Origin of the sequence: Sphingobium cupriresistens LL01, from assembly GCF_001046645.1 — a bacterium.
In the GTDB taxonomy this organism is placed as follows: Bacteria; Pseudomonadota; Alphaproteobacteria; order Sphingomonadales; family Sphingomonadaceae; genus Sphingobium; species Sphingobium cupriresistens.
In genome coordinates this window covers 492,046-516,537 of record NZ_KQ130435.1, presented here as the reverse complement: position 1 = coordinate 516,537, position 24,492 = coordinate 492,046, and the positions used below count along the sequence as shown (strand labels likewise).

Annotated in this window: 25 protein-coding genes; 10 read left to right on the top strand and 15 right to left on the bottom strand. The window is 65.5% G+C overall.

Features of this window, described 5'->3' with window-relative positions:
- Positions 1–57: 57 nt before the first annotated feature.
- From V473_RS15585 to V473_RS15570, 4 genes are all read right to left on the bottom strand, one after another.
- Positions 58–672 (bottom strand): riboflavin synthase, encoded by a 615-nt coding sequence (locus V473_RS15585; RefSeq protein WP_066606873.1) that lies wholly within the window; start codon positions 670–672, stop codon positions 58–60.
- A gap of 131 nt (positions 673–803) precedes the next feature.
- Entirely contained in the window at positions 804–1,811 is a 1,008-nt protein-coding gene (gene ribD / locus V473_RS15580) for a bifunctional diaminohydroxyphosphoribosylaminopyrimidine deaminase/5-amino-6-(5-phosphoribosylamino)uracil reductase RibD (protein ID WP_269076452.1), read from the bottom strand.
- On the bottom strand, positions 1,808–2,320 hold the full coding sequence (locus V473_RS15575; RefSeq protein ID WP_066606864.1) for a hypothetical protein: 513 nt from the start codon (positions 2,318–2,320) through the stop codon (positions 1,808–1,810). Before V473_RS15575 ends, ribD begins: the two co-directional genes overlap by 4 nt.
- A 47-nt stretch (positions 2,321–2,367) precedes the next feature.
- Complete coding sequence (locus V473_RS15570; protein WP_129925563.1) at positions 2,368–3,090, bottom strand: energy transducer TonB; 723 nt, start codon at positions 3,088–3,090, stop codon at positions 2,368–2,370.
- 204 nt (positions 3,091–3,294) lie between these two features.
- Here V473_RS15570 and V473_RS15565 point away from each other — a divergent pair, with 204 nt between their 5' ends.
- Positions 3,295–3,906: a hypothetical protein gene (locus V473_RS15565; RefSeq protein ID WP_066606859.1), complete on the top strand. Its 612-nt coding sequence runs from the start codon at positions 3,295–3,297 to the stop codon at positions 3,904–3,906.
- 116 nt (positions 3,907–4,022) lie between these two features.
- On the opposite strand, the gene V473_RS15560 is transcribed toward V473_RS15565, so the two are convergent.
- The 3 genes from V473_RS15560 to V473_RS15550 form a co-directional block, all read right to left on the bottom strand.
- Positions 4,023–5,294: a DUF445 domain-containing protein gene (locus V473_RS15560; RefSeq protein ID WP_066606856.1), complete on the bottom strand. Its 1,272-nt coding sequence runs from the start codon at positions 5,292–5,294 to the stop codon at positions 4,023–4,025.
- 56 nt (positions 5,295–5,350) lie between these two features.
- Positions 5,351–8,515 carry an efflux RND transporter permease subunit gene (locus tag V473_RS15555; RefSeq protein ID WP_066606850.1) on the bottom strand — a complete coding sequence of 1,055 codons (3,165 nt, stop codon included), beginning with the start codon at positions 8,513–8,515 and terminating at the stop codon, positions 5,351–5,353.
- Between the two features lie 148 nt (positions 8,516–8,663).
- On the bottom strand, positions 8,664–9,836 hold the full coding sequence (locus V473_RS15550; protein WP_066606847.1) for an efflux RND transporter periplasmic adaptor subunit: 1,173 nt from the start codon (positions 9,834–9,836) through the stop codon (positions 8,664–8,666).
- Between the two features lie 231 nt (positions 9,837–10,067).
- Between V473_RS15550 and V473_RS15545 the strand changes: the two genes are divergently transcribed.
- On the top strand, positions 10,068–10,316 hold the full coding sequence (locus V473_RS15545) for a GlsB/YeaQ/YmgE family stress response membrane protein (protein ID WP_066606842.1): 249 nt from the start codon (positions 10,068–10,070) through the stop codon (positions 10,314–10,316).
- Positions 10,317–10,377: 61 nt separating this feature from the next.
- On the opposite strand, the gene V473_RS15540 is transcribed toward V473_RS15545, so the two are convergent.
- The 3 genes from V473_RS15540 to V473_RS15530 all read right to left on the bottom strand — a co-directional run bounded on the left by V473_RS15540 (position 10,378) and on the right by V473_RS15530 (position 11,489).
- Complete coding sequence (locus tag V473_RS15540) at positions 10,378–10,632, bottom strand: GlsB/YeaQ/YmgE family stress response membrane protein (RefSeq protein ID WP_066607499.1); 255 nt, start codon at positions 10,630–10,632, stop codon at positions 10,378–10,380.
- Between the two features lie 223 nt (positions 10,633–10,855).
- On the bottom strand, positions 10,856–11,155 hold the full coding sequence (gene sciP / locus V473_RS15535; protein WP_066606838.1) for a CtrA inhibitor SciP: 300 nt from the start codon (positions 11,153–11,155) through the stop codon (positions 10,856–10,858).
- Positions 11,156–11,261: 106 nt separating this feature from the next.
- Positions 11,262–11,489, bottom strand: a complete 228-nt coding sequence (locus V473_RS15530; RefSeq protein WP_244884437.1) for a hypothetical protein — start codon at positions 11,487–11,489, stop codon at positions 11,262–11,264.
- Between the two features lie 232 nt (positions 11,490–11,721).
- On the opposite strand from V473_RS15530, the gene mnmA reads away from it, so the two are divergent.
- The 5 genes from mnmA to thiL all read left to right on the top strand — a co-directional run bounded on the left by mnmA (position 11,722) and on the right by thiL (position 16,604).
- Positions 11,722–12,843, top strand: a complete 1,122-nt coding sequence (gene mnmA, locus V473_RS15525) for a tRNA 2-thiouridine(34) synthase MnmA (protein WP_066606832.1) — start codon at positions 11,722–11,724, stop codon at positions 12,841–12,843.
- A gap of 358 nt (positions 12,844–13,201) precedes the next feature.
- Complete coding sequence (hisG, locus tag V473_RS15520; protein WP_066606830.1) at positions 13,202–13,864, top strand: ATP phosphoribosyltransferase; 663 nt, start codon at positions 13,202–13,204, stop codon at positions 13,862–13,864.
- A complete protein-coding gene (gene hisD, locus V473_RS15515) occupies positions 13,854–15,149 on the top strand; it encodes a histidinol dehydrogenase (RefSeq protein ID WP_066606828.1) in 1,296 nt (431 codons plus the stop codon). Before hisG ends, hisD begins: the two co-directional genes overlap by 11 nt.
- Positions 15,150–15,158: 9 nt before the next feature.
- Positions 15,159–15,605, top strand: coding sequence for a transcription antitermination factor NusB (nusB, locus tag V473_RS15510; protein WP_066606826.1), 447 nt, complete (start codon positions 15,159–15,161; stop codon positions 15,603–15,605).
- Between the two features lie 84 nt (positions 15,606–15,689).
- Positions 15,690–16,604, top strand: a complete 915-nt coding sequence (gene thiL, locus V473_RS15505) for a thiamine-phosphate kinase (RefSeq protein WP_066606824.1) — start codon at positions 15,690–15,692, stop codon at positions 16,602–16,604.
- A 3-nt stretch (positions 16,605–16,607) separates the two neighbouring features.
- Here the strand turns inward: thiL and V473_RS15500 are convergent, their stop codons facing one another.
- Together V473_RS15500 and V473_RS15495 are read right to left on the bottom strand one after the other, a co-directional pair.
- Positions 16,608–17,234, bottom strand: a complete 627-nt coding sequence (locus tag V473_RS15500) for a DUF1345 domain-containing protein (protein WP_082679176.1) — start codon at positions 17,232–17,234, stop codon at positions 16,608–16,610.
- Between the two features lie 40 nt (positions 17,235–17,274).
- Positions 17,275–17,850, bottom strand: a complete 576-nt coding sequence (locus tag V473_RS15495; RefSeq protein WP_066606814.1) for a Clp protease/crotonase-like domain-containing protein — start codon at positions 17,848–17,850, stop codon at positions 17,275–17,277.
- Between the two features lie 141 nt (positions 17,851–17,991).
- On the opposite strand from V473_RS15495, the gene ruvA reads away from it, so the two are divergent.
- The 3 genes from ruvA (at position 17,992) to V473_RS15480 (ending at position 21,500) form a co-directional block, all read left to right on the top strand.
- A complete protein-coding gene (gene ruvA / locus V473_RS15490; RefSeq protein ID WP_066606812.1) occupies positions 17,992–18,600 on the top strand; it encodes a Holliday junction branch migration protein RuvA in 609 nt (202 codons plus the stop codon).
- Positions 18,597–19,619, top strand: a complete 1,023-nt coding sequence (ruvB, locus tag V473_RS15485) for a Holliday junction branch migration DNA helicase RuvB (protein ID WP_066606809.1) — start codon at positions 18,597–18,599, stop codon at positions 19,617–19,619. Before ruvA ends, ruvB begins: the two co-directional genes overlap by 4 nt.
- A 138-nt stretch (positions 19,620–19,757) precedes the next feature.
- Positions 19,758–21,500, top strand: coding sequence for an AMP-dependent synthetase/ligase (locus tag V473_RS15480; protein ID WP_066606802.1), 1,743 nt, complete (start codon positions 19,758–19,760; stop codon positions 21,498–21,500).
- A gap of 4 nt (positions 21,501–21,504) precedes the next feature.
- Here the strand turns inward: V473_RS15480 and V473_RS15475 are convergent, their stop codons facing one another.
- From V473_RS15475 to uvrB, 3 genes are all read right to left on the bottom strand, one after another.
- Positions 21,505–21,822 carry a HigA family addiction module antitoxin gene (locus tag V473_RS15475; protein ID WP_066606800.1) on the bottom strand — a complete coding sequence of 106 codons (318 nt, stop codon included), beginning with the start codon at positions 21,820–21,822 and terminating at the stop codon, positions 21,505–21,507.
- Entirely contained in the window at positions 21,797–22,078 is a 282-nt protein-coding gene (locus V473_RS23010; protein WP_082679155.1) for a type II toxin-antitoxin system RelE/ParE family toxin, read from the bottom strand. The genes V473_RS15475 and V473_RS23010 overlap by 26 nt, the downstream gene beginning before the upstream one ends.
- A 201-nt stretch (positions 22,079–22,279) precedes the next feature.
- Positions 22,280–24,463: an excinuclease ABC subunit UvrB gene (gene uvrB, locus V473_RS15465; RefSeq protein WP_066606797.1), complete on the bottom strand. Its 2,184-nt coding sequence runs from the start codon at positions 24,461–24,463 to the stop codon at positions 22,280–22,282.
- Positions 24,464–24,492: the final 29 nt, after the last annotated feature.

Here is a 24,492-nt window from a genome sequence, read left to right as displayed (position 1 = left end):
CCCACAAGCGGGACGGTGTCGCATATCACACTGTAGTGTGATTAATTCAAGCTATAATCACATGCTGCGGTTGCGAAGGCTTTGCATCCGGTCGAGATACCGCGCCAGCACGTCGATCTCCAGATTGAAGGTCCGACCCTCCGGCAGCGCATCCAGCGTGGTCGCGGTGGCGGTGTGCGGGATGATGTTCAATCCGAAATGCACGCTGCCGTCGGCCTGGTCGTCGACGCTGTTGACCGTCAGCGAAATGCCGTCCAGCGTGATCGATCCCTTGGCGGCGAGCGCGGCGGCGAGGTCGGCGGGCGCCTTGATCGTCAGCCGGGTCGAATCGCCTTCGCGCACCGCCGACACCAGATGGCCGATGCCGTCGACATGGCCGGTCACGATATGCCCGCCCAGTTCGTCGCCGACCTTAAGCGCCCGTTCCAGGTTCAGCCGGCCGCCTTCGCGCCACAGGCCGGGCGCGGTGCGCGCGACCGTTTCGGCCGACAGGTCCACCGCGAACCAGTCGTCGCCCTTTTCCACCACCGTCAGGCAGGCGCCCGAACAGGCGATCGACGCGCCGATGGCGACGCCGTCCATATCATAGGCGCTGCCGATGACGAGGCGCAGGTCGCCGCGCTGTTCATGGCTGCGGATGGTCCCGATGTCGGTGATGATGCCGGTGAACATGTTGCCCCAATCCAATCTTCCGTTCGTCCTGAGCGAAATCGAAGGTGCGGCCGACCATGGGAGGCCATTTCGCTTCGCTCAGTGATAGGCTTCGACTTCGCTCAGCCCGAACGGGTGAGTTTGGGGCTGATCTAAGCGCTCCGAACCGCCTCGTAAACCTCCAGCCGATCGACCCCCAGCGCACGGTTGTCGATCATGCGCCAGCGGCCATGCGCATCGGCCAGGTCGAACAAGCCGATGTCGCCGATCCCGGCCAGTCCCGATCCGATGACGATCGGGGCGCGATAGAGCAGCAGCCGGTCGACCAGCCCGGCGCGCAGGAAGGCGGCGGCCGTTTCCGCCCCGCCTTCGACCAGCAGATGATCGACGCGCTCCAGCGTCGCAATCTCCTCCGGCGCGCCGATCCGCGTCCAGCCTGCCGGCGCGTCGCCCCGGCTCAGCAGCACCCGGCGCGGCGATCGGTCCGCCAGCCCCGCCAGCCGCACGTCCAGCGACGGTGCGTCCGCCCGCAACGTGCCGCCGCCCACCAATATGGCGTCGTGCCGCGCCCGCTCCATATGGGCATGGGCGCGCGCATCCGGCCCGGTGATCCAGCGGCTCGATCCGTCGCTGAGTGCGATGCGCCCGTCGAGCGAGAGGCCGAGCTTCAGCGTCACATGCGGCCGCCCCAGCGTCTGGCGCAGCACGAATCCTGCCATGGCGCGCGCGGCGTCGTCCGCCATGAGGCCCATGTCCACCGCCACGCCGCGATCGCGCAGCCAGGCGGCGCCCTGTCCGTCGGTGCGCGGATCGGGATCGCGCAGGGCGATCACCATGCGTGCGATGCCGGCGCGGGCCATCAGGTCGGCGCAGCGCGGCCCGCGCGGGGACAGATGGAAACAAGGCTCCAGCGTCACATAGCAGCAAGCGCCTGCGGCCCGGTCCATCGCCTGGTCCAGCGCCTGCGCCTCGGCATGGGGACGGCCGCCTTTCTGGGTCCAGCCGCGCCCGACGACACGATCATTGCGGACGATCAGGCAGCCGACATTGGGATTGGGGGTGGAAAGGCCGCGCCCGCGCCCCGACAGAGCGATGGCGGCGCTCATATAGCGCCGATCCTGTGCGGATCGCGCCTCTGGGGGCGAAGGCGCGTCGCTCAGGGCTGGGCGGCTCCCGCAGGCGTCCCGCCCGGCGTCTTCGTCGTTGATTCCGCCTTGGCCAGCCGCTCGTCCAGCAGCGCGTCGATCTGCTTCACCGCTTCCTTGCGACGGGCGGTGTTGCGGGCTTCTTCCTCGCGCCATTCGATGCCGAAGGCATCGGCGAAGCCCTGCATCTTCGCCTGATTCTTCTGCAACGCCGCCTCGCGCTTGGCGAAATCGATCTTCTGCTGCAGGATGATCGCGGCGTCGGACCGGTTCGCGTCCCAGCTCTGGACATAGATGATCTTGTTGCGCGTCGGCATCGTATTGGTGTTCGCATCGACCACGAACGTCCAGATGATGACATAGGTCAGCGCAACGGACACGCCCAGCAACGGCCATTTATGCTGCCGCTGCTGCCTGAAATAGCCCCAGAAATCGCCAAGCGCGCTTTTAGGGGAAACGGGACGGGGAAAGATCGCCATGTCGCCCTTATAGGACAGGGCGGGCGCAGATGCAAAATGGTCCATGATGGCTTTCCGCGAAATTCCCTTTCCTTCCCCGCAGCGCTCTCGCCCTATCGCTCCGTCAGGGTGAAGCGCACCGTCAGAATTTTGGTTGAGACCACCGCCACGCCGTCGCGGGTTGCGGGGCGGAAGCGCCATTTGCGCAGGGCGTGGCGCTGGGTCGCCGCCCAGAAGCTCTCGTCCGTGGCGGAGACTTTCTCGATAGCGGTGACGCGCCCTTCGGCGCTGATCGTCACGCGCACCGTGACCGCGCCTTCCAGCCCTTGCCGGATCATCGCGCCGGGATAGTCGGGCTGGAACGCGCCCATTGCGCGGGGATCGATCGCCGGTTCGGTCAGCACCGGCGGGCGGGGCGGATCGATCGGGGGCGGGATGATCGACGGGCCGGGATCGATGCTGTCGCCCGAATCGAGCGCGCCGGTCAGGATCGTGTCACTGGTCGGCATGGGTATGACCGGAACGGTAGCGCTGGGCCGTTGTGGCTGGGGCTGGGTCGGAATCTTGGGGTCGGTCCGAACATCTTCCGTCGGTTCGGGCGGGGGTGGCGGATCGATTGGTATGTTGGAGCCGATGATCGGGGGCGTTGGCGTGACGAACTGGATCACTTCCTTGGGAATCAGCAGGAAGGCGCCGATCAGCAGTCCATGCACCGCCACCGTGCCGCCCAGGCCCAGCGGCGATTTGGGCCCTGCGCCATAGCGTGCTGACCCGCCCGCGTCCGTCGTCCGATTTGTTATAGTCCGTCCCATTGCCGATAGGGTCATGAGTCGCATCGTCTCGCTCCTCGTCTGTCGCATCCTCTCGCCGACGCCGGTTCTTCTTGCCCGAACCTTGATCGTCGATGAAATGATACAACATTATTCTATGATATGTTGCAACATAAAATTTATCGAGCCTGCAACATTGCGGCTGCATCGCGACATATGGCGGCAAAGCGCGGGTGCGAGAGGGAGGCGATCCCGCTTTCAGGAGCCTTCATGCGTTTTCGCCATTGCCTTTCTGCTGTCTCACTCGCTGTCGCGCTGCTCGCTTCCGCGCCGCTTCTGGCGCAGCCGTCCGCCGACCCTGAAGACGGTCCCTGGGCGGCGGATGCCGATGGCGACGGCGGTATCACACGGGACGAGATGCGCGCCTATATGGAGCGCCGCTTCGGCCTGATGGATCAGGACGGCGACGGGCTGGTGCCGGTGCAGGTGATGCAGCGGATGCTGGGCCATGAGCGGCAGGCGCGCGTAACCGCGGAGGGTAGGGTCGGGAAAGAAGGCGGCGCTGGCAATGGGCGAGGTGGTCTGGGCGGTTCTGGCGGTGGCCCCGGTGGTGGTGGTGGTGGCCCCGATGGTGCAGGCGATCCGCCGCCCGGTGACCACCCCCGTGGCGGCGATCGCGCCGGCGCTGCGCCCCCTCCGCCGCCGCCCGGCCGCGCCATGCCCTATCCCGAAGACAGCAATGACGATGGCCAGATCGACCGCGCCGAATTTCTTGCCCCCGCGCTCGCCATGTTCGCCGATCAGGACCGCAATGGCGACGGCGTGCTGACCGCCGAAGAACTGCCGCTGCCGCCGGGCGGTGAGGGGCGTCCCCAGAATTGAGTTTGCCAGCCAGGGATCGGCCGCCTCTCTCTCCTCTGCGCGGCCGGTTCCGCCGGGGCGTGTCGTTTGGCCCGACACGTCCCGGCAACTTTTTGGAGGAGAGGGCTGGTGCGGCCCTATCCCTGAAAAAGCATATCGACGCTGTGGATCGCGAGGCCGACCAGACCGCCGACCAGCGTGCCGTTGACGCGGATATATTGCAGGTCGCGCCCGACGGCATTTTCCAGCCGGCTGGTGACCGTGCCTGCATCCCACCCGCGCACCGTGTCGCTGACCAGCCGCACGATCGCGTCGCCATAGGTGGCGGTCGCGCCCACCGCGGCGCGGCGCACGAAGCGGTTGATGACCAGCCGCAGCCGCGCTTCCTGCTGCAACGTGCCGCCCAGTTGGCGTAGCGCTTCGCCTAGGCGCCCGGCCATCGCCTTGCCCGGATCGCGCACCGCGCGCAGCAACCCGGCGCGCGCCTGTTCCCACATCCCCTCGATCCACCGCTGCATCGCCGGATTATCGACGATCTCGTCGCGAATCTTGGCGACCTTGGCCTGCGTCTCCAGGTCGAATTGCAGGTCGAAGGCCAGCTTGGCCATGCCTTCCTCCGCCTTCAGGCGCAGGCTGTGGCCGGGATCAGCGGCCATGTCCGCCAGCATCTTGCGCAGGCCCGACAGGATGGCGTTGGCCAGATTTTCGTCCAGCCCGGTCCAGCGCAGCACCTTGCCCGCCCGTTCCTGCACCATCTGGCGGATCAGATGCTCGTTCGCCTCCAGCGTGCGGTCCGCCCAATGGATGATGCCGTCCATCACCGGAGCGTGGCGGCCGTCGCGCATCGCCGCCTCGATCGCCTGCCCCGCCAGCGGGCCGATATTGATCGCGCGCAGCCGCTGGCCGATCGCGCCCTTGACCATGCCGCCCAGCCGTTCCTGGTCCAGCGCCTCCAATATATCGGCGATCAGGCGCGATGCGCCTTCGCGCAGCCGTCCCTCGCCCTCGGACGGACTCGCCAGGAAGCGGCCGGCGGCGGCGGCGACATCCATGCCGCGCATCCGCCGCGCGACGACGGCGGGGGTCAGGAAATTGTCGCGCAGGAACAGCGCGAGCGTGTCGCCGATCCGGTCCTTGTTGCGCGGGATGATCGCGGTATGCGGGATGGGCAGGCCCATCGGGTGCCGGAACAGCGCGGTGACCGCGAACCAGTCGGCCAGCCCGCCGACCATCGCCGCCTCGGCAAAGGCCTGGACGAAGCCGATGGCGGGGTGGAGGTGGACGGTGGCGCGCGCGGTGATGAACAACGCCGCCATCGCCACCAGCATCCCCGTCGCCACCAGCCGCATCCGCCGTGCGGGGTGCGGGGCGAATTCGCCTCTGGGCCGGGGGATGCGAAACAGCGTCATGGCCGTCCAACGGTTACGCCGCCGTTTCGTTCAGGCAAAGCCTTCTTTTGCCAGCCTCACTCGGCGGGGTGCGGATGGGCCGGCCTATCCTTGTCGTCGCCGGCCTTATAGGTCAGCAGACCCCGGCCCAGCCGCGGCCCGACCCAGCTTTCGATCCCGACCGCCAGGCTGAAAGTCGCCGGCACGATCACCAGCGTCAGCACCGTCGACAGCAGCAGGCCGCCGATCACGGTGATGCCCATGGGCGCGCGCCAGGCGCCATCGCCCGACAGCGCCAGCGCGGTCGGCACCATGCCCGCGACCATTGCGACCGTAGTCATGACGATCGGCTGGGCGCGCTTGTGCCCGGCATCCACGATCGCGTCGAACTTGGGCACGCCCTTCTCCATCTCCTCCAGCGCGAAGTCGATGACGAGGATCGAGTTTTTGGCGACGATGCCCAGCAACATCAGCAGGCCGATCAGCACCGGCATGGAAATGGGCTGCCCCGCGATATGTAGCGCCAGAGCGCCGCCCAACGGGGCGAGCAGCAGCGACCCCAAATTGACGAAGGGCGGCATGATCCGCTTATAGAGCAGCACCAGCACCGCCAGCACCAGCAGGATGCCGGATGCGACCGCGATCATGAAATTGGCCAGCATTTCCGCCTGGAACTTGCTGTTACCCGCCTCGATCTTCTGAAGACCCTGAATCTTCCCGTCATTGATCGCCTTCATCAGCGGCAGCGCGTCGATCTTTTTCGTCGCCTGGCTGGTGACGATGCCGGGCGCCAGGTCCGCGCCCACGACGATACGGCGAATCTGGTTGTACCGGCGGATCTGCGTCGGTCCCGCGCCGAAATGGATGTCGGCTACGACCTTGAGCGGCACCGATCCGCCGCTGACGGTTGGCACCGGCATGTTCTGGATCGTCGCGATATCCTTGCGGCTGTCCTCGGCGATCGACACGCGGATCGGGATCTGGCGGTCGGACAGCGAGAATTTGGCGCTGTTCTGGTCGATGTCGCCGATCGTCGCGATGCGGATCGACTGGCTGAGCGCGGCCGTGGTCACGCCCAGGCTGGCGGCCAGGTCCAGACGCGGGGTGATGATGATTTCGGGCCGCTGCATGTCGCCCTGCACGCGCGGCGCGCGCAGTTCGGGGATGCGCGCCATTTCCGCCACCAGCTGATTGGCCGTCTGCTCCAGCTTTTCCGGGTCATCGGAGCCGAACATCATGATGATGTCGCGGCCGAAACCGCCGCCCGATTGCGACTGGAAATTGACCCGCGCATCGGCGACGGTCTGGAATTGCGGCGCGATCTTGCGCTCCCAATCGACCGAACTGATCGGGCGCGTCTTTTTGAGGGTCAGGAAAATATCGGCCGTGGTCGGCTCGATATCGGCGAAAGCGGCCTCCACTACGTCGGTGTCGGCCGCCAGCATCTCGGCGACCTTGCGGGTGATGGCGGTTGTCTGCGCCAACGTGCTGCCCGGCACCGTTTCGATCTTCACCTGGCTGAAATCGGTGTTGGTGACCGGCTGGAACGTCATCGGCAGCGTCGCGAAGGCGATGATCGTGGCGACGAACGCCAATGCGCCGATGCCCACGGTCCACATGCGATGGTCCAGGAACAGGGCGGTGAAGCGCCGCCAGCCGCCCCGCGCGCGATGGGCGATCGCCCGGCGCTCGTCGAGCGACCAGCGCAGCACGCTCATATAGCGGTCCATCATCCAGCCTTCGCCATGGCTTTCCTCGCCATGGGCTTTGAGGAAATAAGCGGCGATCATCGGCGTGATGAGGCGGGCGACCGCCAGGCTCATCAGCACCGACACGACGACGGTCATGCCGAACTGGATGAAGAACTGGCCCGATATGCCGGGCATCAGGGCGACCGGCAGGAACACCGCGACGATCGCCATGGTGGTGGCCAGAACGGCCAGGCCGATCTCGTCCGCCGCATCGATCGACGCCTGATAAGCGGATTTGCCCATGCGCATATGGCGCACGATATTTTCGATCTCCACGATGGCGTCATCGACCAGCACGCCCGCGACAAGGCTGAGCGCCAGCAGCGAAATGCCGTTCAGCGTGAAGCCCATCATCTCCATGAACCAGAAGGTCGGGATCGCCGACAGCGGGATCGCCAGCGCCGAAATCATCGTCGCGCGCCAGTCGCGCAGGAACAGGAAGACGATGACGACCGCCAGCACCGCGCCTTCGATCATCGCTGCCATGGCCGAATGATATTGTTCCTTGGTATATTCGACGCTGGTGTAGAGCTGCTTGAACTGGACCTTGGGATTTTCGGCCTTCAGCTTGTCCAGCACCTTCATCGATTCGTCATAGACAGTGACGTCTGAAGAACCTTTCGCCTTTTCCAGGCTGAAGCTGGTGACCTGCCGGCCGTTCATCAGGGCCAGGCTGCGCTGTTCGGCATACATGTCGCGCACTTGCGCGATGTCGGCCAGCTTGACCGTGCGGGCGCCGCTGATCGCGATCTGGGTCGCGCCCAGATCGCGGGCGTTGCGGGCGTTGCCCAGCACGCGGATCGACTGTTCGGCGCCGGCGATTTCGGTGCGGCCGCCCGCCGCGTTCAGGTTGACCTGGTTGAGTTGCTGATTGACCTGCGCGGCGGTGATGCCGAAGGCTTGCAGCTTGGCGGGGTCCAGAATGACGCGGATTTCCCGGCTGACGCCGCCGCCGCGATTGACCGCGGCCATGCCGCTGATCGACAGCAGCCGCTTGGCGACCGTGTTATCGACATACCAGGATAGTTCCTCCAGCGTCATATCGGTGGCTTCGGCGCTGAAATAGGCGATCGGGCCGCCATCGATGTCGATGCGCTGGACCTGCGGTTCCAAAATGCCGTCGGGCAGATCGCTGCGAATCTGGTCGACGGCGTTCTTGACGTCGTTGACGGCGCGATCGACCGGCGTGCCGATCTGGAACTGGACGTTAGTCAGCGACCGGCCTTCGGATGCGAACGAGGTGATTTCGTCCACGCCGCTGATGCCGCGCACCGCCGCCTCGACCCGTTGGGTGACCTGCGTTTCCAACTCGGTCGGCGCGGCCCCCGGCTGCGACACGGTTACGCTGACCATGGGGAAGCTGACGTCGGGGTTGTTGTTGACGTCCATCCGCATGAAACTGACGATGCCCGCCAGCATCAGCGCGGCGAACAGCACGAGCGGCGTCACCGGGTTGCGGATGGCCCATGCGGAAATGTTGCGAAAATTCATGACGGGCTTCCTTCACCGGACGCGCTGGCGCGTCCGTCCAACCTGTGCCGGACGCAGCATCGCGTCCCATTCAACCTGCTCGCCGCGCCGGTGGCGCGCATCCTGCCATTTAGGGACGCGCGCGGCCGGTGTCGGCCGCGTCTGTCTCCTAACGGGTCTTCAACAATTCCGGTTTCACCTTCTGCCCCGGCGCCAGGAATGCGCCGGCGGAGGTGACGATGCTTTCCGCGCCGTCGATCCCGCTGGTCACGGCGACCCCGGCGTCGGACACCTGGCCCACGGTCACGGCGCGGCGCTCCACCTGATTCTTGGCGTTGACGACGTAGACATAGCTGCCTTTGGCGTCGCTCTGCACCGCCGATTCGGGCAGCAGGGGCGCGCTGCCCGATCCGCTGGTGATGGTCGCGGAAGCGAAGCCGCCCGGCCGAATCGCCGGATTATAGGGGATGGCGATGCGCGCGATGCCCTGGCGGGTCTGGGGATCGACCACCGGCGACACCTGCCAGATGCGGCCGGCGAACTGGTCGCTATGGCCGATCGGCGTCACCATGGCGCTGTTGCCTGGACGCAGCGTCGCCAAGTCGCCCTCGGCCACCTGCGCCTGCAATTCCATCTCGCCATCCTTGGCCAGGCGGAACAGGACGGCGCCGCCCGCCTGAACGATCTGGCCCGGTTCGACCGCGCGGGTCAGGACCAGGCCGGACGCGGGCGCGCGAATGTCCAGCCGACCGGTGCGCGCGCGCTGTTCGGCAAGCTGCGCGGCGGCGACATTGACGCGCGCCGCCGCCGCGTCGCGGGTCGCGGTGCGCTGGTCGATGTCGGCGGCGCTGATGAAACCGCGACCGACCAGCGCCTTGGCGCGGTCGAGCTGGGCCTGGGCGAGCTTCGCGTCGGCGCGGGCCACCTCCACCTGCGCAGCGAGCGATCGGACCTGTTCGACCTGGACCGACCGTTCGATGATCGCCAGCGGCTGGCCGGCGCGCACCCAGTCGCCTGGCTGCACCAGCACCCGCGAAACCATGCCGCCTTCGCCGACGACGCCCACCGGCATGTCGATCCTCGCGGCCAGCGACCCGGTCGCCGTGACGGTGCGGGCGACGACCGACTGGCCGGGCCGAATGACGGTGACGACCGGCGCCTGCGCTGCCGGGGCGGCGGGAGCGGCCGCCGTGTCGCCGCGCATAGATATCCAGGCGGCTGCGGCGACGAGCAGCACGGCGACGCCGCCGCCGATCAGCAGCAGGCGTTTGCGCCGTCGGCGCGCCTCATCTTCGTCGATGACGACCATCGAGTCGCCCACCAGCTGGGTTTCGTAGTTCATGCCGCTCTCGTCTCTCCGGCGCATCGCCATTTCGGCAACTGTGTTATATGAATATAGCACCGCTCTCAACCCCCAATATCATGGTTCAAAGGGGAACGGCAAAGCGATATTGCGGGGCGGATGGAGGGTGGAGTGCGACGCGCCGTTCGTCTATGCTGAAGCACGCATATTGACTTGCCGAATCCGCCAGTCGTGGCGCAGCGGCGACGCCATGCTGGAGAGGAGCGCGCCATGGATTTGCTGGGGTGGATCGTCGTCGGCTTGTTGACCGGAGCCTTGGCCAAGCTGATCATGCCCGGTCGCGATCCGGGCGGCTGTATCGTCACCATATTGCTGGGCATAGCCGGGGCGTTGCTGGCCGGCTTCGTCGGGCGGCTCGCCGGTGTCTATGCGCCCGGCGAGCGCGCCGGCTTCATCGCCGCTATTTTGGGCGCAATCGCGGTGCTGGCGCTCTATCGCTTTTTCGCCGCGCGGCGTTGAAAAGGCGTAAAAAAAAGGGCCGCGCCATGGCGCGGCCCTTTTGTATGTGCGGGATGTGCTGTTAACGCATCGACCCGCGACGAACCAGATTGACGATCGCCAGCAGGATGATCGCGCCGACCAGCGACACTAGGAAGCTGTACAGCGTCAGGCCGTCATTGATCGAGCCGCCGCTGAAGATCAGGCCGCCGATGAATGCGCCGACGATGCCGACCACGATGTTGAGCAGGATGCCCTGCTGCGCATCGGTCCGCATCACCATGCTGGCGAGCCAGCCAATGACGCCGCCGACGATAAGCCACAAGATAATGCCCATGTTACTCTCCTTGACCACGCCCCCAGCGGGTTGGGTGCTGTCTTAACGGAAGAGAAGGCGTCCCGTTCCACGGTGCAAAAAATGATTCCGGGCTAGAAACCATCTTGGCTTTGCGCCGTTTTGCGCGCCCCCGCGGCGGTCGCGGACGGGGGGCAAGTAAAAGGGCCGCCGGATCGGCATCCGGCGGCCCTTTTCGATCATGGGCTGGCGGCCTGGCGGCCGGTCAGTATTTCTGCTGCCGCTCGTAAAGCGACTTGTAATATTGGATGCGGGTCACGCGCAGGCCGTGCATCCCCGATCGATCTACCGCGCGCTGCCAACTGGCGAATTCCTCCAGCGTCAGATTATAGCGCGCGCACGCCTCGTCCACGCTCAACAGGCCGCCATTCACCGCAGCGACCACTTCCGCCTTGCGCCGCACCACCCAGCGGGTGGTGTCGGCTGGCGGCAGGCTGTCGAGGGTAAGGGGTTCCCCGAGCGGCCCGACGACCTGAGCCGGTTTGATTTTCTGGTTCTCGATCATTCTAACCCTCAAAGTGCGGCACTGGCGTTACCGAATTCAACCGTGAAACCTTTATCTGCGTCAGCCCTGAAGAACGGCTAAAGCCCAACGGTAAACACAGCCTTCATCATTCATGCCCCCTGGCTAAACGGCTCGCGATCAACGGGTGGAAACTTCCCGCGAGACGCACGGCTTCGATCTTGCCGCCGGAACGTGGCGCGAAAATGCCCGCCAGTTCCTGGACCCAGTCGTCGCTTCCGCCCTGCCCCCGCAGGACGCCCGCTACCGCCTGCGCGGTCGGACTGGCCGCCTGCGCGGCCGCCGTAGCGGCCCGCAGGAATGGCCAGGCCGGCACGCGCGGCCGGCTGAAGGGTCTGGGGGAGCCAGGCTTCAGCCCGCCACCCCGAAGGAAACTCAGATCCATGGCCCCTGTGTAGGGGGTAATGAATAAGGGTCGGTAAACTCGGCGACGCTTTCGTGACTCGTCCGACCCGCGTTTCGCGTCGATCCGTCCCGATTATGGCCAAAGCGGCGCTACCTTTTGTTAACTTTTGCGCCGCGGCCGTCGCTGCATTATAGGGCCGCCCATGCAGCCTCAGTTTCAGCTCCCCCAATTCCAGCTTTCTGGCCCGCTCGCCCAGCGGCGCATCGTCGTCGCCATGTCGGGCGGCGTGGACAGCAGCGTCGTCGCCGCGCTCGCCGCCAAGACCGGCGCCGAAGTCATCGGCGTGACGCTCCAGCTTTACGATCATGGCGCGGCGGTGGGCCGCACCGGCAGTTGCTGCGCCGGGCAGGATATTCGCGATGCGCGCGCGGTCGCCGACCGCATCGGCATCGCCCATTATGTCTTTGATTATGAAACCGCCTTTCGCGATTCGGTGATCGCCGACTTTGCCGATGAATATATGGCCGGCCGAACGCCCATCCCCTGCGTGAAGTGCAATATGGGGGTGAAGTTCACCGACCTGTTCCAGATTGCGCGCGACCTGGGTGCCGACTGCCTGGCTACCGGCCATTATGTCCAGCGGGTCGAGGGCGCACACGGCGCGGAACTGCACCGCGCCGCCGATCCCGCCCGCGACCAGAGCTATTTTCTCTTCGCCACGACTCAGGCGCAGCTCGACTATCTGCGTTTCCCTCTGGGCGGCCTGCCCAAGCCGCAGGTGCGCGAAATTGCCGCCGAACTGGGTCTTTCGGTGGCGTTGAAGCCCGACAGCCAGGACATCTGCTTCGTGCCGGACGGCGATTATGCCAAGATCGTGCGCAAACTGCGCCCCGATGCGGACGAGGGCGGCGACATCGTCCATATCGACGGCCGGGTGCTGGGCCGGCACAAGGGGATGATCCACTTCACCGTCGGCCAGCGCAAGGGGCTGGACATCGGCGGCCAGCCCGACCCGCTCTATGTCGTGCGTCTGGATGCGGCGGCCAAGCGGGTGATCGTGGGGCCGAAAGCGGCGCTTGCCGTGTCGGGCGCGGTGCTGAGCGACATCAACTGGCTGGGCGGCGACTTCACCGGCCCGCTGACCGCCAAGGTACGCTCCATGGCGAAGCCCGTCCCCGCGCGGCTGGATGGCGATCGCCTGCTCTTCGACGCCCCCGAATATGGCGTCGCGCCGGGGCAGGCGGCGGTGCTGTATGCCGGCGAGCGAGTGCTGGGCGGCGGCTGGATCGCCAGCACCCAGGCGGCGATGGCCGAAGCGGCGTGATGCAACAGGATTGGGATCAGCGTCAAAATTGGCTCGTCATTGGAACGGCCTATCGCGTCGCCAGTGATGCGCCGATCGACGATCTGACGAATATTTTTCTGGAGATGCTCCCTCCAGCCCCTCTCCCTTGAGGGAGAGGGTTGCGCAGCCTTGGCGAGCGGAGCGAGCTTAGGCGAAGCTGGGTGAGGGGGGCGCCGCTCGATCGGCATGGGTTCGCTGCACCCGTGCCCCCTCATCCAACTCCGCCTAACTTCGCTTCGCTCTGTAAGGCTCCATATCCTTCTCCCCAAGGGAGAAGGTTTGTTGATATCCCCCAAACCTTGCCCTTTTACGCCCCCGCGCGTAAGGCCCGCGCGTCATGACTCGCCCGCTCACCTTCGCCATCCCCAAGGGCCGCATCCTCGATGAAGCGCTGCCCCTGCTCGCCAAAGCCGGTATCGAGCCGGAGGCGGAGTTTCACGACAAGAAGAGCCGCGCGCTGCGCTTCGCCACCAACCGGCCCGACGTGTCGATCATCCGCGTGCGCGCGTTCGACGTCGCCACCTTCGTCGCCCATGGCGCGGCGCAGATCGGCATCGTCGGCTCCGACGTGGTCGAGGAGTTCAACTATTCCGAACTCTACGCGCCGGTCGACCTCGACATCGGCCATTGCCGCCTGTCGGTCGCCGAGCCGGTCGACGCTGCTGACGAGGATCAGGCTGCGATGAGCCATGTCCGCGTCGCGACCAAATATCCGCACCTCACCCGCCGCTATTATGAAGCGCGGGGATTGCAGGCGGAATGCGTGAAATTGAACGGCGCGATGGAACTGGCCCCCTCGCTCGGCCTGTCGCGCCGGATCGTCGATCTCGTGTCGTCGGGCGCGACGCTGAAAGCCAACGGCCTCATCGAAACCGACATCATCATGCAGATCAGCGCCCGCCTGATCGTCAACCGCGCCGCCTACAAGATGCGTTCTGCCGAACTCTCGCCATTGGTGGAGGCGTTCCGCGCCGCCGTGGGGGTGCAGGATGCCGCTTAGGCTCGATAGTCGAGACGCCGGTTTCGCCGCCGCCTTCACCGCCTTGGTCGATGACCGCCGCGAAGCGGACGAGGATGTGTCGCGCGACGTTACCGCGATCCTGAAGGCCGTGCGCGCCGGGGGCGACGCCGCGCTCGCCGACTATACCCAGCGTTTCGACCGCCATGACCTGGACGTCAGCGGCTGGGCGGTGACGACGGCGGAAACCCGCGCTGCGCTCGATGGCCTCTCTACGGAACTCCGCGACGCGCTCGAACTCGCCGCGGCGCGCATCACCACCTATCATGAAAAGCAGCGTCCGCAGGACAGCGACGGCGTGGACAGCGCGGGCGTCCGCCTCGGCGCGCGCTGGAGCGCGGTCGATGCCGCCGGCCTTTATGTGCCGGGCGGCCGCGCCGCCTATCCCAGCTCGCTGCTGATGAACGTCATTCCCGCCAAGGTCGCGGGCGTCCGCCGCATCGCCATGGTCACGCCCACTCCCAATGGAGAGATCAACCCGCTCGTCCTGGCCGCAGCCCAGATTGCGGGGATCGAGGAAATCTGGCGGGTCGGCGGCGCGCAGGCGGTCGCCGCGCTCGCCTATGGCACCGACCGGATCAGCCCGGTGGACGTCATCACCGGCCCCGGCAACGCCTGGGTCGCCGAAGCCAAGCGGCAACTTTATGGCGTGGTCGGCATCGACATGGTCGCCGGCCCGTCCGAGATCGTCGTCGTCGCCGATGGCAAGAACGACCCGGAATGGACCGCCGCAGACCTGCTTAGCCAGTCGGAACATGACCCGACCAGCCAGTCTATTCTGTTCACCGACGACGCGGCCTTCGCCGACGCGGTCGCGCAAGCTGTCGATCGCCAGATTCCGGCGCTCTCCACCAGCGCGGTCGCCCGCACCAGCTGGGACGCCAATGGCGCGATCATCCTGGTCCGCGACCTGGATGAAGCCATGCCGCTGGTCGACCGTCTTGCGCCCGAACATCTCGAACTCGCGGTGGACGATCCCGACCGCTATTTCGCGCAGGTGCGCCATGCCGGCTCCGTGTTCCTCGGCCGCATGACGCCCGAAGCGGTGGGCGATTATGTCGCCGGGCCGAACCATGTGCTGCCGACCGGCCGCCGCGCCCGTTTCTCATCGGGTCTGTCGGTGCTCGATTTCATGAAGCGCACCAGCTTCCTCAGCCTCGACGCCGCGGCGATCGGCGCGATCGGCCCCGCCGCTGTCGCGCTGGCGCGGGCGGAAGGCTTGCCCGCCCACGCTGCTTCGGTGGCGTTGCGCCTCAAAAAGACATAGGGACATATAATGAACGACCGCTCCAAATCCCGCTCCGCCGCGCGACTCGCCGCGGTCCAGGCGCTCTATCAGCTCGAAATGGAGGGTACGCCCGTCCATGTCCTGCTGCACGAATTCCACCAACATCGCCTGGGCGCCACGATCGAGGACGTCACCTACGCCCCGGCGGAGGAGCCTTTCTTCGACGATGTCGTGACTGGCGTGGACAAGCGCCGCGACGAGATCGACGCGCTGATCGCCGCCCGCCTGTCGAGCGGCTGGAGCCTTGACCGGCTCGACAAGCCGATGCGCCAGATTCTGCGCGCGGGCACCTATGAACTGCTGGCCCGCGCCGATGTCGGCACCGGCACCGTCATCAGCGAATATGTCGATGTCGCCCACGCCTTCTACGACAAGCGCGAGTCCGGCTTCGTCAACGGCCTGCTCGACGGCGTGTCGAAGGATGTGCGGACGTAAATCCCATACCGAGCGGAGCGCGGGCATTTCGCGCCGCGCGATGATGGGCTTCGACTTCGCTCAGCCTGAACGGTAGGATGACCCATGTCCGCCGAATCCCGCTTCCTCACCCTGTTGCGCCTGCTGGCGAACGATCCCGCGGCGCAGGGGCTGGTCGACGATGTCGCTATCCTGCCGGTCGGCGACGCCCGCCTGATCCTGACCAGCGACACGATGGTCGAGGGCGTCCATTATCTGCCCACCGATCCGCCCGCCGAGATCGGCTGGAAACTCGCCGCGGTGAATCTGTCCGATCTCGCCGCCAAGGGCGCGAAGCCGGTCGGTTGCCTGCTGAACTACGCCTTGTCCGGCAACGATGCGTGGGATGAGGCCTTCGTCGCGGGGCTGGGCGAGGCGCTCGACCGCCACGCCATGCCGCTGCTGGGCGGGGACACGGTCAAGATGCCCGCCGGATCGGCCCGCAGCTACAGCCTGACCGCGATCGGCGAGGCGACTGGCGCCGTCCCCACCCGCAACGGGGCGCAGCCGGGCGACCGGCTCTATCTCACCGGCCCGGTCGGCGACGCTGGCATTGGCCTCGCCCTCGCCAGCGCCGATCCGGCAGCGACCGGGCCGCTGGTGGAGGCCTATCGCCGCCCGCGCCCGCGCCTGGCGGAAGGCGCGCTGCTCGCGCCCCATGCGACCGCGATGATGGATGTGTCGGACGGCCTGCTGATCGACGCATCGCGCATGGGCCAAGCGAGCGGCGTCGCGATCACCATCGACCACATTCCGCTGTCCCCGGCGCTGGAGCGGGTGCGCGGCGCCAGCACCGCGGTCCAGATCGCCGCGGCGCGGGCGGGCGACGATTATGAACTGCTCTTCACCCTGCCGCGCGGGCTGACCCCGCCGGTGCGGGCCATCCCGGTCGGCCATGTCGCGGAAGGATCGGGCCTGACGCTGATGATCGACGGCGCGGTCATCCCGTTGCCCGACTCGCTCGGCTGGGAACATGGCTAAGCCTTAACTGCCGCCCAGCACATTGATGGTGAAGGCCAATATGCCCAAGTTGAACAGGAAAGCCGCCAGGCACTGGAACAACACCGTCCGGCGCATCGCGGTCGCCGTCACCGACACGTCGGACGTCTGGAAGGTCATGCCCAGGGTGAAGGCGAAATAGAGGAAATCCCAATAGCCCGGCTCGTCCTCCTCCGGGAAATCCAGTCCGCCCCGATCTTTCCCGCTCTTGTCCGGCAGATAGAATATATGGGCATAATGCATCGCATAGACGAGGTTGGAAAAAAGCCAGGCGATCAGCAAAGTCGCCAGCAGCAGCGCGATCATCGCCCCGTTCGGCCCGCCGTGCTGACTGATCGCCACCCCCACCGCGACCAGGATCACCAGGCTGACGATCGCGGTCAACAATAGCATCAGTTCGCGATTGGCGTCGTTGGACGCGGCATTTTTGCGCATCGTGGCGGGCACCGCGCCGATCAGCGGCGCCACCGCGATCATGAAGGCGATGGCGGCGAGGTCGAACCCCGCCATCACCGCTTCATGCCACGGCATCCACAAGGCCAGCGGCGCGACCAGCGCCAGCAGCGCCAGGAACATGCCATAACGCCAGGGGAAGAGGGACGAGGACCGCATGGCCCGCATCAAAGGCGCAGCCGCGCCATCTGGCAAGCGCTTAAAGAACCGCCGCGATCAGCCCCAGCGCCTGCGCCTCATTCGCCTCCATATACCAGTTTTCCGGCGCCCGCTGGAGCAGTTGCTCCATGGTCACCTGCGATCCCAGGATCAGGTTGGCGAAGCCTTCATTCTGGATCGCGATCGACGATTCGATCTCGTTCAGCGTCGCCTTCAGGGTCGCGATGCAGGTGGAAAGCGGGCCGGCCAACTGGATATTCTTGGTGATGACCCGCTCGTGGATCATCAGCCGGGTGCCGCGCGTCAGATAACGATTTTCGGTCGCAAAGAAGCTCATGAAGGTCGCTCCGGCGGAATAGACCGCGGTGCGCCCCATGAACACCAGCCGCCGGTCGGGATAGAGTTCGGAATGAAAGCGGATATCCTCGCCCATCAGCCGGGCGATCTCCGGGTCGCCGCCCAGAGTGGACAGCTCCACCACGACCAGCCCCTGTTGCGGAGCGGTGGAGAGGCAATTCTTGAAATGCAGATACATGCCATGGTCGACCACGCCCGACAGCATGATCGCGGGAAATTCGAAATCCTTGGGGGAAAGCAGGGGGGCTGTCATTTGCATCTGTTCGTCCTTGAATCGATAAAGTCGCGCTGCACTACGCACGGGACAGCAAAAGGTGCCGCGCTTTTGACTGGCGCGGGGCGCGACAGGCTGTAAAGAACAGATCATGACCAAAGGGCGGGACGCCGAAGGGCAGGGCAGATGATCGCGAAACTCAAAGGGTTGCTGGACAGCACCGGCATCGACCATGCCATCATCGACGTGGGCGGGGTGGGCTATCTGGTCGGCGCGTCCTCGCGCACGCTGGCGGCGCTGGGGTCGGTCGGCGAAGCGGTGACGATCCACACCGAAATGCTGGTCGCGGCGGACTCGATCCGGCTGGTCGGCTTCGCCCGCGCCGAGGAACGCGACTGGTATCGGCTGCTCACCCATGTGCAAGGGGTGGGATCGCGCGTCGCGCTGGCGATCCTGTCCGCGCTCGAACCGCTGGAACTGCACCGCGCCGTGGCGATGGGGGACAAGGCGATGATCGCGCGCGCCAACGGCGTCGGCCCCAAACTCGCCCAGCGCATCGTCAACGAATTGAAGGACAAGATCGGCACCGCGCCCGCCGGCGGCCCGATCGGCATCGGCGGCTTGGCCGCGCTCCCGACTGGCGGGTTCGCCGCCGACGCCCTGTCGGCGCTCCAGAATCTGGGCTTCAAACCGCATGAGGCCAGCACTGCCGTCGCCGCCGCCGAAGAGGAACTGGGCGACAATGCCAGTCTCGACGCGCTGGTCAGATTGGCGTTGCGGAAGGCGGCGAAGTGACGGACGATGATCGCCTCCTCACCCCCGCGCGTCGTCCCGAAGATGTCGACGCGGCGCTGCGTCCGAAATCGCTCGACGAATTTATCGGCCAGCAGGCGGCGCGCGAAAATCTGCGCATCTTCATCCAGGCGGCGCGGTCGCGCGGGGATGCGCTCGACCATGTGCTGTTCTTCGGCCCGCCGGGCCTGGGCAAGACCACGCTGGCGCAGATCGTCGCGAAGGAAATGGGCGTGGGCTTTCGCGCGACGTCCGGCCCGGTCATCGCCAAGTCGGGCGATCTGGCCGCCTTGCTCACCAATCTGGACGAGGGTGACGTCCTGTTCGTGGATGAAATCCACCGGCTCAGTCCCGCGGTCGAGGAAGTTCTCTATCCCGCGATGGAGGATCGGGCGCTCGACCTGATGATCGGGGAGGGGCCGTCCGCTCGCTCCGTCCGCATCGACCTGCCGCGCTTCACCCTGGTCGGCGCTACCACGCGGCAGGGGCTGCTCACCACGCCGCTGCGCGACCGATTCGGCATCCCGGTGCGGCTGCAATTCTACACGGTGGACGAACTGGAACTGGTCGTGCGCCGCGCCGCGCGGCTGCTTGACCTTGCCATCACATCCGACGGCGCGGTCGAGATCGCCCGCCGATCGCGCGGCACCCCGCGCATCGCCGGTCGCCTGCTGCGCCGGGTGCGCGATTTCGCCAATGTCGCGGGTGTGGCCGCGGTCGATGCGAAGGTCGCCGACGCCTCGCTCATGCGGCTGGAGGTCGATCATCTCGGCCTCGACCTGATGGACCGGCGTTACCTGATGATGATCGCCGATATCTATCGCGGCGGGCCGGTGGGTGTCGAAACGCTCGCCGCGGGACTTTCCGAAGCGCGCGACACGATCGAGGAGGTGGTCGAACCCTATCTGATCCAGCTCGGTCTTATCGCCCGGACTGCGCGTGGCCGCTGCCTCAACGGGCCGGGCTGGAAGCATCTGGGCCTCAATCCGCCGCAGGATGTCCAGAACGGGCTTTTTGACTGAGACACCCGTCAAAGTCCTTGGCCGTTACGGCAGGGCGACGCTATAGCCTTGCCGAACGCTCAGGCGCGCGTCAGATGCGCCGGAAACCGCAGGAGTCGAGCCTTGAGGGCCATTGAGAAATTTCCCAACCTCGTCACCATGTTCTTCGCCCGCGCGGCGGAAAAGGGGGATGCGCCCTTTCTTTGGCATAAGAGCGGCGGCGCCTGGCATAGCCAGAGTTGGGCAGAGGTCGCGCGGCAGGTCGCGTCGCTCGCCGCCGCCTTGAAGGCGCAGGGTCTGAAGCCCGGCGATCCGGTGATGCTGGTCAGCGAAAACCGGCCGGAATTCTGCATCGCCGACCTGGCGATCATGGCGGCGGGGTGCATCGCCGTGCCGACCTACACCACCAACACGACGCGCGATCACCAGCATATCCTCACCGATAGCGGCGCCCGCGCGGTGATCGTGTCGACCGCCAAGTTGGCGCAGGCGCTGATGCCCGCGGTCGTCCGGTCGCAGGTCGGCTTCGTCATCGGCATCGAGCCGCTGCGCGGGGCGCAGGGGACGTCCACCTGCCATTTATGGCGCGAGCTTCTGGCGACGCATCCGGCCGACGTGGACGCCATTGCCGCGGCCCAGTGCGCGACTCGCAACGACCAGGCCTGCATCATCTACACCAGCGGCACCGGCGGCGCCCCGCGCGGGGTGATGCAGCATCATGGCGCGATCCTGGCCAATGTAGAGGGCGCGGGCACGATCGTAGCGGAGGATTTCGGCTGGGGCGATGAGGTGTTCCTGTCCTTTCTGCCGCTGTCCCACGCCTATGAACATAGCGGCGGTCAGTTCCTCCCCATCCTGCTGGGCGGGCAGATCTATTATGCCGAAGGGCTGGAGAAGCTCGCCAGTAATATCGAGGAAGCGCGGCCGACCATCATGGTCGTGGTCCCGCGTCTGTTCGAAGTGCTGCGTACCCGCATCATCAAGTCGATCGAGAAGCAGGGAAAATTCCCAACCTATCTGCTGGCCCAGGCGTTGCGCATCGCGGCCAAGGAGCAAGCAGGCAAGGGTTCGGTGCTCGATCTGCCGATGAAACTATTGCTGTCGCGCACTCTGATCCCCAAGATTCGCGCGCGCTTTGGCGGGCGGATGAAGGCATTGGTGTCGGGCGGGGCGCCGCTTAACCCGGATGTCGGCCTGTTCTTCCACGCCATGGGGCTGACCCTGCTCCAGGGTTATGGCCAGACCGAAGCGGGGCCGGTGGTCAGTTGCAATCGCCCGCGAGCGGGCATCGCGATGGACACGGTCGGCCCGCCGCTTGACGGGGTGGAGGTAAAGATCGCCGAGGATGGCGAGATATTGGTCCGCGGCGAACTGGTCATGCACGGCTATTGGCGCAACCCGGCGGAAACCGAAAAGGCGCTCCAGGATGGCTGGCTCCACACCGGCGACATCGGCGAATTCGACGCGAAGGGCCGCATTCGCATCACCGACCGCAAGAAGGATCTGATCGTCAACGACAAGGGCGACAATGTCTCGCCGCAAAAGGTCGAGGGGATGCTGACGCTCCAGAGCGAGATCGGCCAGGCGATGGTCCATGGCGATCGCCGCCCCTATCTGGTCGGCTTGATCGTGCCCGACGCCGAATGGACCCGCGAATGGGCGGCGGCGCAGGGCGTGGCGGTGGACGGGGTGGAGACGAACCCGGCCTATATGGCAGCGCTGCGCGCGGCGGTGGACCGGGTGAACGCCGACCTGTCGGTGCTGGAGCGCGTCCGCCGCTTCATCCTGGCCGATGAGCCGTTCGGAATCGACAATGAGGAAATGACGCCGTCGATGAAGATCAGGCGGCATGTGATCCGCAAGCGGTACGCCGACCGGCTGGACGCGCTGTATAAGGGGTGAAGGGTCAGGCGGCGCGGGGAACGATGCGATCCAGTTCCCCGTTCAGCGCACGCTTCGCTTCGAGCAGTTCATAATCGATTTGGAGGCCGAGGAAAAAGCCTTCCGACATGCGGAAATAGCGCGCAAGGCGCAGGTCCAGTTCGCCGTCCATCGGCCGATCGCCGTCGATCACCGTTTGCACGCGCTCAACGGACAGGCCGATCGCAGCGGCCAAGTCGGCAGCCGTCATGCCCAGCGGCTCCATGAATTCCAGCCACAGCATTTCGCCGGCATGGGCGTTGTGCAGCCAATCGGGATTAGTGGTAATCGGTGATTTCGACATTGTGCGCGTGTCCGTTCTTCCAAACGAAGCATATACGCCATTGCATGTTGATGGAAATTGAATGTTGCCCGGCCCGGTCGCTGCTCAACGGGTGGAGCCGATTACTAGGCGGATTGCGCAGGTCGTCGAGGGTTCGCGCACGGTTGAGCAGCTTCAATTTATAAAGTGCGCGATCCTGAATGTTGGGTGGCAATTTGCGGCTGCGCTGGCCGTGCCAGATTTTCTCTGCTTCGGGGTCATCGATGCTGCGAATCACGGCTTGCTCTCTTCTAAAGACCAAGCCTTCTAATAATCACGCTGCCGCGGTGGTCCAGTAGGTCGCGCCCGCCGCGACATAGGCAGTGCAAACAGATAGCCCACCATGAACAGCGGTCATGGAAAAGCGGAGCCTTGTATCAAAGACTGCTTTGCGAACGCCAAGCTGGCGAGGGTCGAATGTCGCTGTCGAAGTCATTTATCACCGCCCAAATTTCTTCTGCGTCTTCCCGTACCGCATCTTCCGCGTTCCCGGCTTGCCCTCGGTCGCCCGCCCCCTTGGCGCCGCGACCTGCTGATCCACCGGCAACCCCAGCTCCTCCGCCTCCAGTTTCCTGATTTCGTCGCGAATCCGCCCGGCTTCCTCGAACTCCAGGTCGGCCGCCGCCGCGCGCATCTTCTTTTCCAGGTCCTCGATATGGGCGCGCAGATTGTGGCCCACCAGATGCGGGCGATCCTCCAGCCCCGTATCGACCGTCACCTGATCGCGGCTGGACACATGGGCGATGATGTCGCCGATGTTGCGCTTGATCGTGGTCGGCGTGATGCCATGTTCGAGGTTGTAGGCTTCCTGCTTTTCGCGCCGCCGCCCGGTTTCGTTGAGCGCGCGCTCCATCGATCCGGTGATGCGGTCGGCATAGAGGATCACGCGCCCCTCCACATTGCGCGCGGCGCGGCCGATCGTCTGGATCAGAGAGGTTTCGGAGCGCAAAAAGCCCTCCTTGTCCGCATCCAAAATCGCGACCAGCCCGCATTCGGGGATATCCAATCCCTCGCGCAGCAGGTTGATGCCGATCAGCACGTCATAGACGCCCAGCCGCAAATCGCGGATCAGTTCGATCCGCTCCAGCGTCTCGACGTCGCTGTGCATATAGCGGACCTTGATGCCCGCCTCGTGCATGAACTCGGTCAAATCCTCGGCCATCCGTTTGGTCAGCGTCGTGACGAGCGTGCGATAGCCCTGCGCCGCGACCTTGCGGCACTCGTTGATAAGGTCGTCGACCTGATCTTCCACCGGCTTGATTTCGACCGGCGGGTCGATGAGGCCGGTGGGGCGGATCACCTGTTCGGAAAACACGCCGCCGGTCTGTTCCATTTCCCACGGACCGGGGGTCGCGGAGACGCTGACCGTCTGCGGCCGCATCGCATCCCATTCGTTGAAACGCAGCGGCCGGTTGTCGATGCAACTGGGCAGGCGGAAACCATATTCGGCCAGGTTGATCTTGCGCCGGTGGTCGCCACGCGCCATTGCGCCGATCTGCGGCACGGTCTGGTGGCTTTCGTCCACGAACAGCAGGGCATTTTCAGGCAGATATTCGAACAGGGTCGGCGGCGGTTCGCCCGGAAGGCGGCCGGTCAGGAAGCGGGAATAATTCTCGATCCCCGCGCAACTGCCTGTCGCGGCGATCATCTCCAGATCGAAATTGGTGCGCTGCTCCAGCCGCTGCGCCTCCAGCAGCTTGCCCTCCGCCTCCAGTTCCTTCAACCGCTCGGTCAGTTCGTGCCGGATTGCCTCCATCGCCTGCTTGAGCGTCGGGCCGGGGGTGACATGGTGCGAATTGGGGAACACCTTCACATAATCGAGGCTCGCCACCTTCTTGCCGCTCAGCGGGTCGAATTCGACAATCTCCTCAATTTCGTTGCCAAAGAAGCTGATGCGCCAGGCGGTATCCTCATAATGGGACGGGAAAATCTCCAGATTGTCGCCCTTTACGCGGAAATTGCCGCGCGCGAAGCCCGCATCGTTGCGCTTATATTGGAGCGCGACCAGCTTGCGGATAATCTCACGCTGGTCCTCGATCCCCCCCTTCGTCATCGTGAAAGTCATGGCAGAATAGGTTTCGACCGACCCGATGCCATAGAGGCAGGATACTGACGCGACGATGATGCAATCGTCTCGCTCCAGCAGCGCGCGAGTGGCCGAATGGCGCATCCGGTCGATGCTCTCGTTTACGCTGCTTTCCTTCTCGATATAGGTGTCCGACCGCGCGACATAGGCTTCGGGCTGGTAATAATCATAATAGCTGACGAAATATTCGACCGCATTGTCGGGGAAGAAGCTCTTGAACTCGCCGTACAACTGCGCCGCCAAAATCTTGTTGGGCGCCAGGATCAGCGCAGGACGCTGCAACGCCTCGATCACCTTGGCCATGGTGAAGGTCTTGCCCGATCCGGTGACGCCCAGCAGAACCTGGTCCCGCTCCCCGGCCAGCGCCTGCTCGACCAGTTCGGGAATAGCGGTCCGCTGGTCGCCCGACGGTTCATAGTCGCTGACCAAAGTGAAGGGCCGGCCGCCCTCGCTCTTTTCGGGGCGGGCCGGGCGATGGGGCACGAAGCCTGCGCCAGTTTCCGGTTCATCGAGCGTGGTGCGGATCTGAATCGACATGGGGCGAATATGGGGTCTTTGGGCCGGGA

Coding starts and splice junctions, on each gene's coding strand:
- mnmA (WP_066606832.1), top strand. CDS start 11,722: ATGCAGCCTCAGTTTCAGCTCCCCCAATTCCAGCTTTCTGGCCCGCTC.
- thiL (WP_066606824.1), top strand. CDS start 15,690: ATGTCCGCCGAATCCCGCTTCCTCACCCTGTTGCGCCTGCTGGCGAAC.
- hisG (WP_066606830.1), top strand. CDS start 13,202: ATGACTCGCCCGCTCACCTTCGCCATCCCCAAGGGCCGCATCCTCGAT.
- V473_RS15500 (WP_082679176.1), bottom strand. CDS start 17,234: ATGCGGTCCTCGTCCCTCTTCCCCTGGCGTTATGGCATGTTCCTGGCG.
- hisD (WP_066606828.1), top strand. CDS start 13,854: ATGCCGCTTAGGCTCGATAGTCGAGACGCCGGTTTCGCCGCCGCCTTC.
- sciP (WP_066606838.1), bottom strand. CDS start 11,155: ATGATCGAGAACCAGAAAATCAAACCGGCTCAGGTCGTCGGGCCGCTC.
- V473_RS15475 (WP_066606800.1), bottom strand. CDS start 21,822: ATGTCGAAATCACCGATTACCACTAATCCCGATTGGCTGCACAACGCC.
- V473_RS15585 (WP_066606873.1), bottom strand. CDS start 672: ATGTTCACCGGCATCATCACCGACATCGGGACCATCCGCAGCCATGAA.
- V473_RS15575 (WP_066606864.1), bottom strand. CDS start 2,320: ATGGACCATTTTGCATCTGCGCCCGCCCTGTCCTATAAGGGCGACATG.
- V473_RS15555 (WP_066606850.1), bottom strand. CDS start 8,515: ATGAATTTTCGCAACATTTCCGCATGGGCCATCCGCAACCCGGTGACG.
- nusB (WP_066606826.1), top strand. CDS start 15,159: ATGAACGACCGCTCCAAATCCCGCTCCGCCGCGCGACTCGCCGCGGTC.
- V473_RS15545 (WP_066606842.1), top strand. CDS start 10,068: ATGGATTTGCTGGGGTGGATCGTCGTCGGCTTGTTGACCGGAGCCTTG.
- V473_RS15565 (WP_066606859.1), top strand. CDS start 3,295: ATGCGTTTTCGCCATTGCCTTTCTGCTGTCTCACTCGCTGTCGCGCTG.
- V473_RS15560 (WP_066606856.1), bottom strand. CDS start 5,294: ATGACGCTGTTTCGCATCCCCCGGCCCAGAGGCGAATTCGCCCCGCAC.
- V473_RS15540 (WP_066607499.1), bottom strand. CDS start 10,632: ATGGGCATTATCTTGTGGCTTATCGTCGGCGGCGTCATTGGCTGGCTC.
- V473_RS15570 (WP_129925563.1), bottom strand. CDS start 3,090: ATGCGACTCATGACCCTATCGGCAATGGGACGGACTATAACAAATCGG.
- ruvA (WP_066606812.1), top strand. CDS start 17,992: ATGATCGCGAAACTCAAAGGGTTGCTGGACAGCACCGGCATCGACCAT.
- V473_RS15480 (WP_066606802.1), top strand. CDS start 19,758: ATGTTCTTCGCCCGCGCGGCGGAAAAGGGGGATGCGCCCTTTCTTTGG.
- uvrB (WP_066606797.1), bottom strand. CDS start 24,463: ATGTCGATTCAGATCCGCACCACGCTCGATGAACCGGAAACTGGCGCA.
- V473_RS15550 (WP_066606847.1), bottom strand. CDS start 9,836: ATGAACTACGAAACCCAGCTGGTGGGCGACTCGATGGTCGTCATCGAC.
- V473_RS15495 (WP_066606814.1), bottom strand. CDS start 17,850: ATGCAAATGACAGCCCCCCTGCTTTCCCCCAAGGATTTCGAATTTCCC.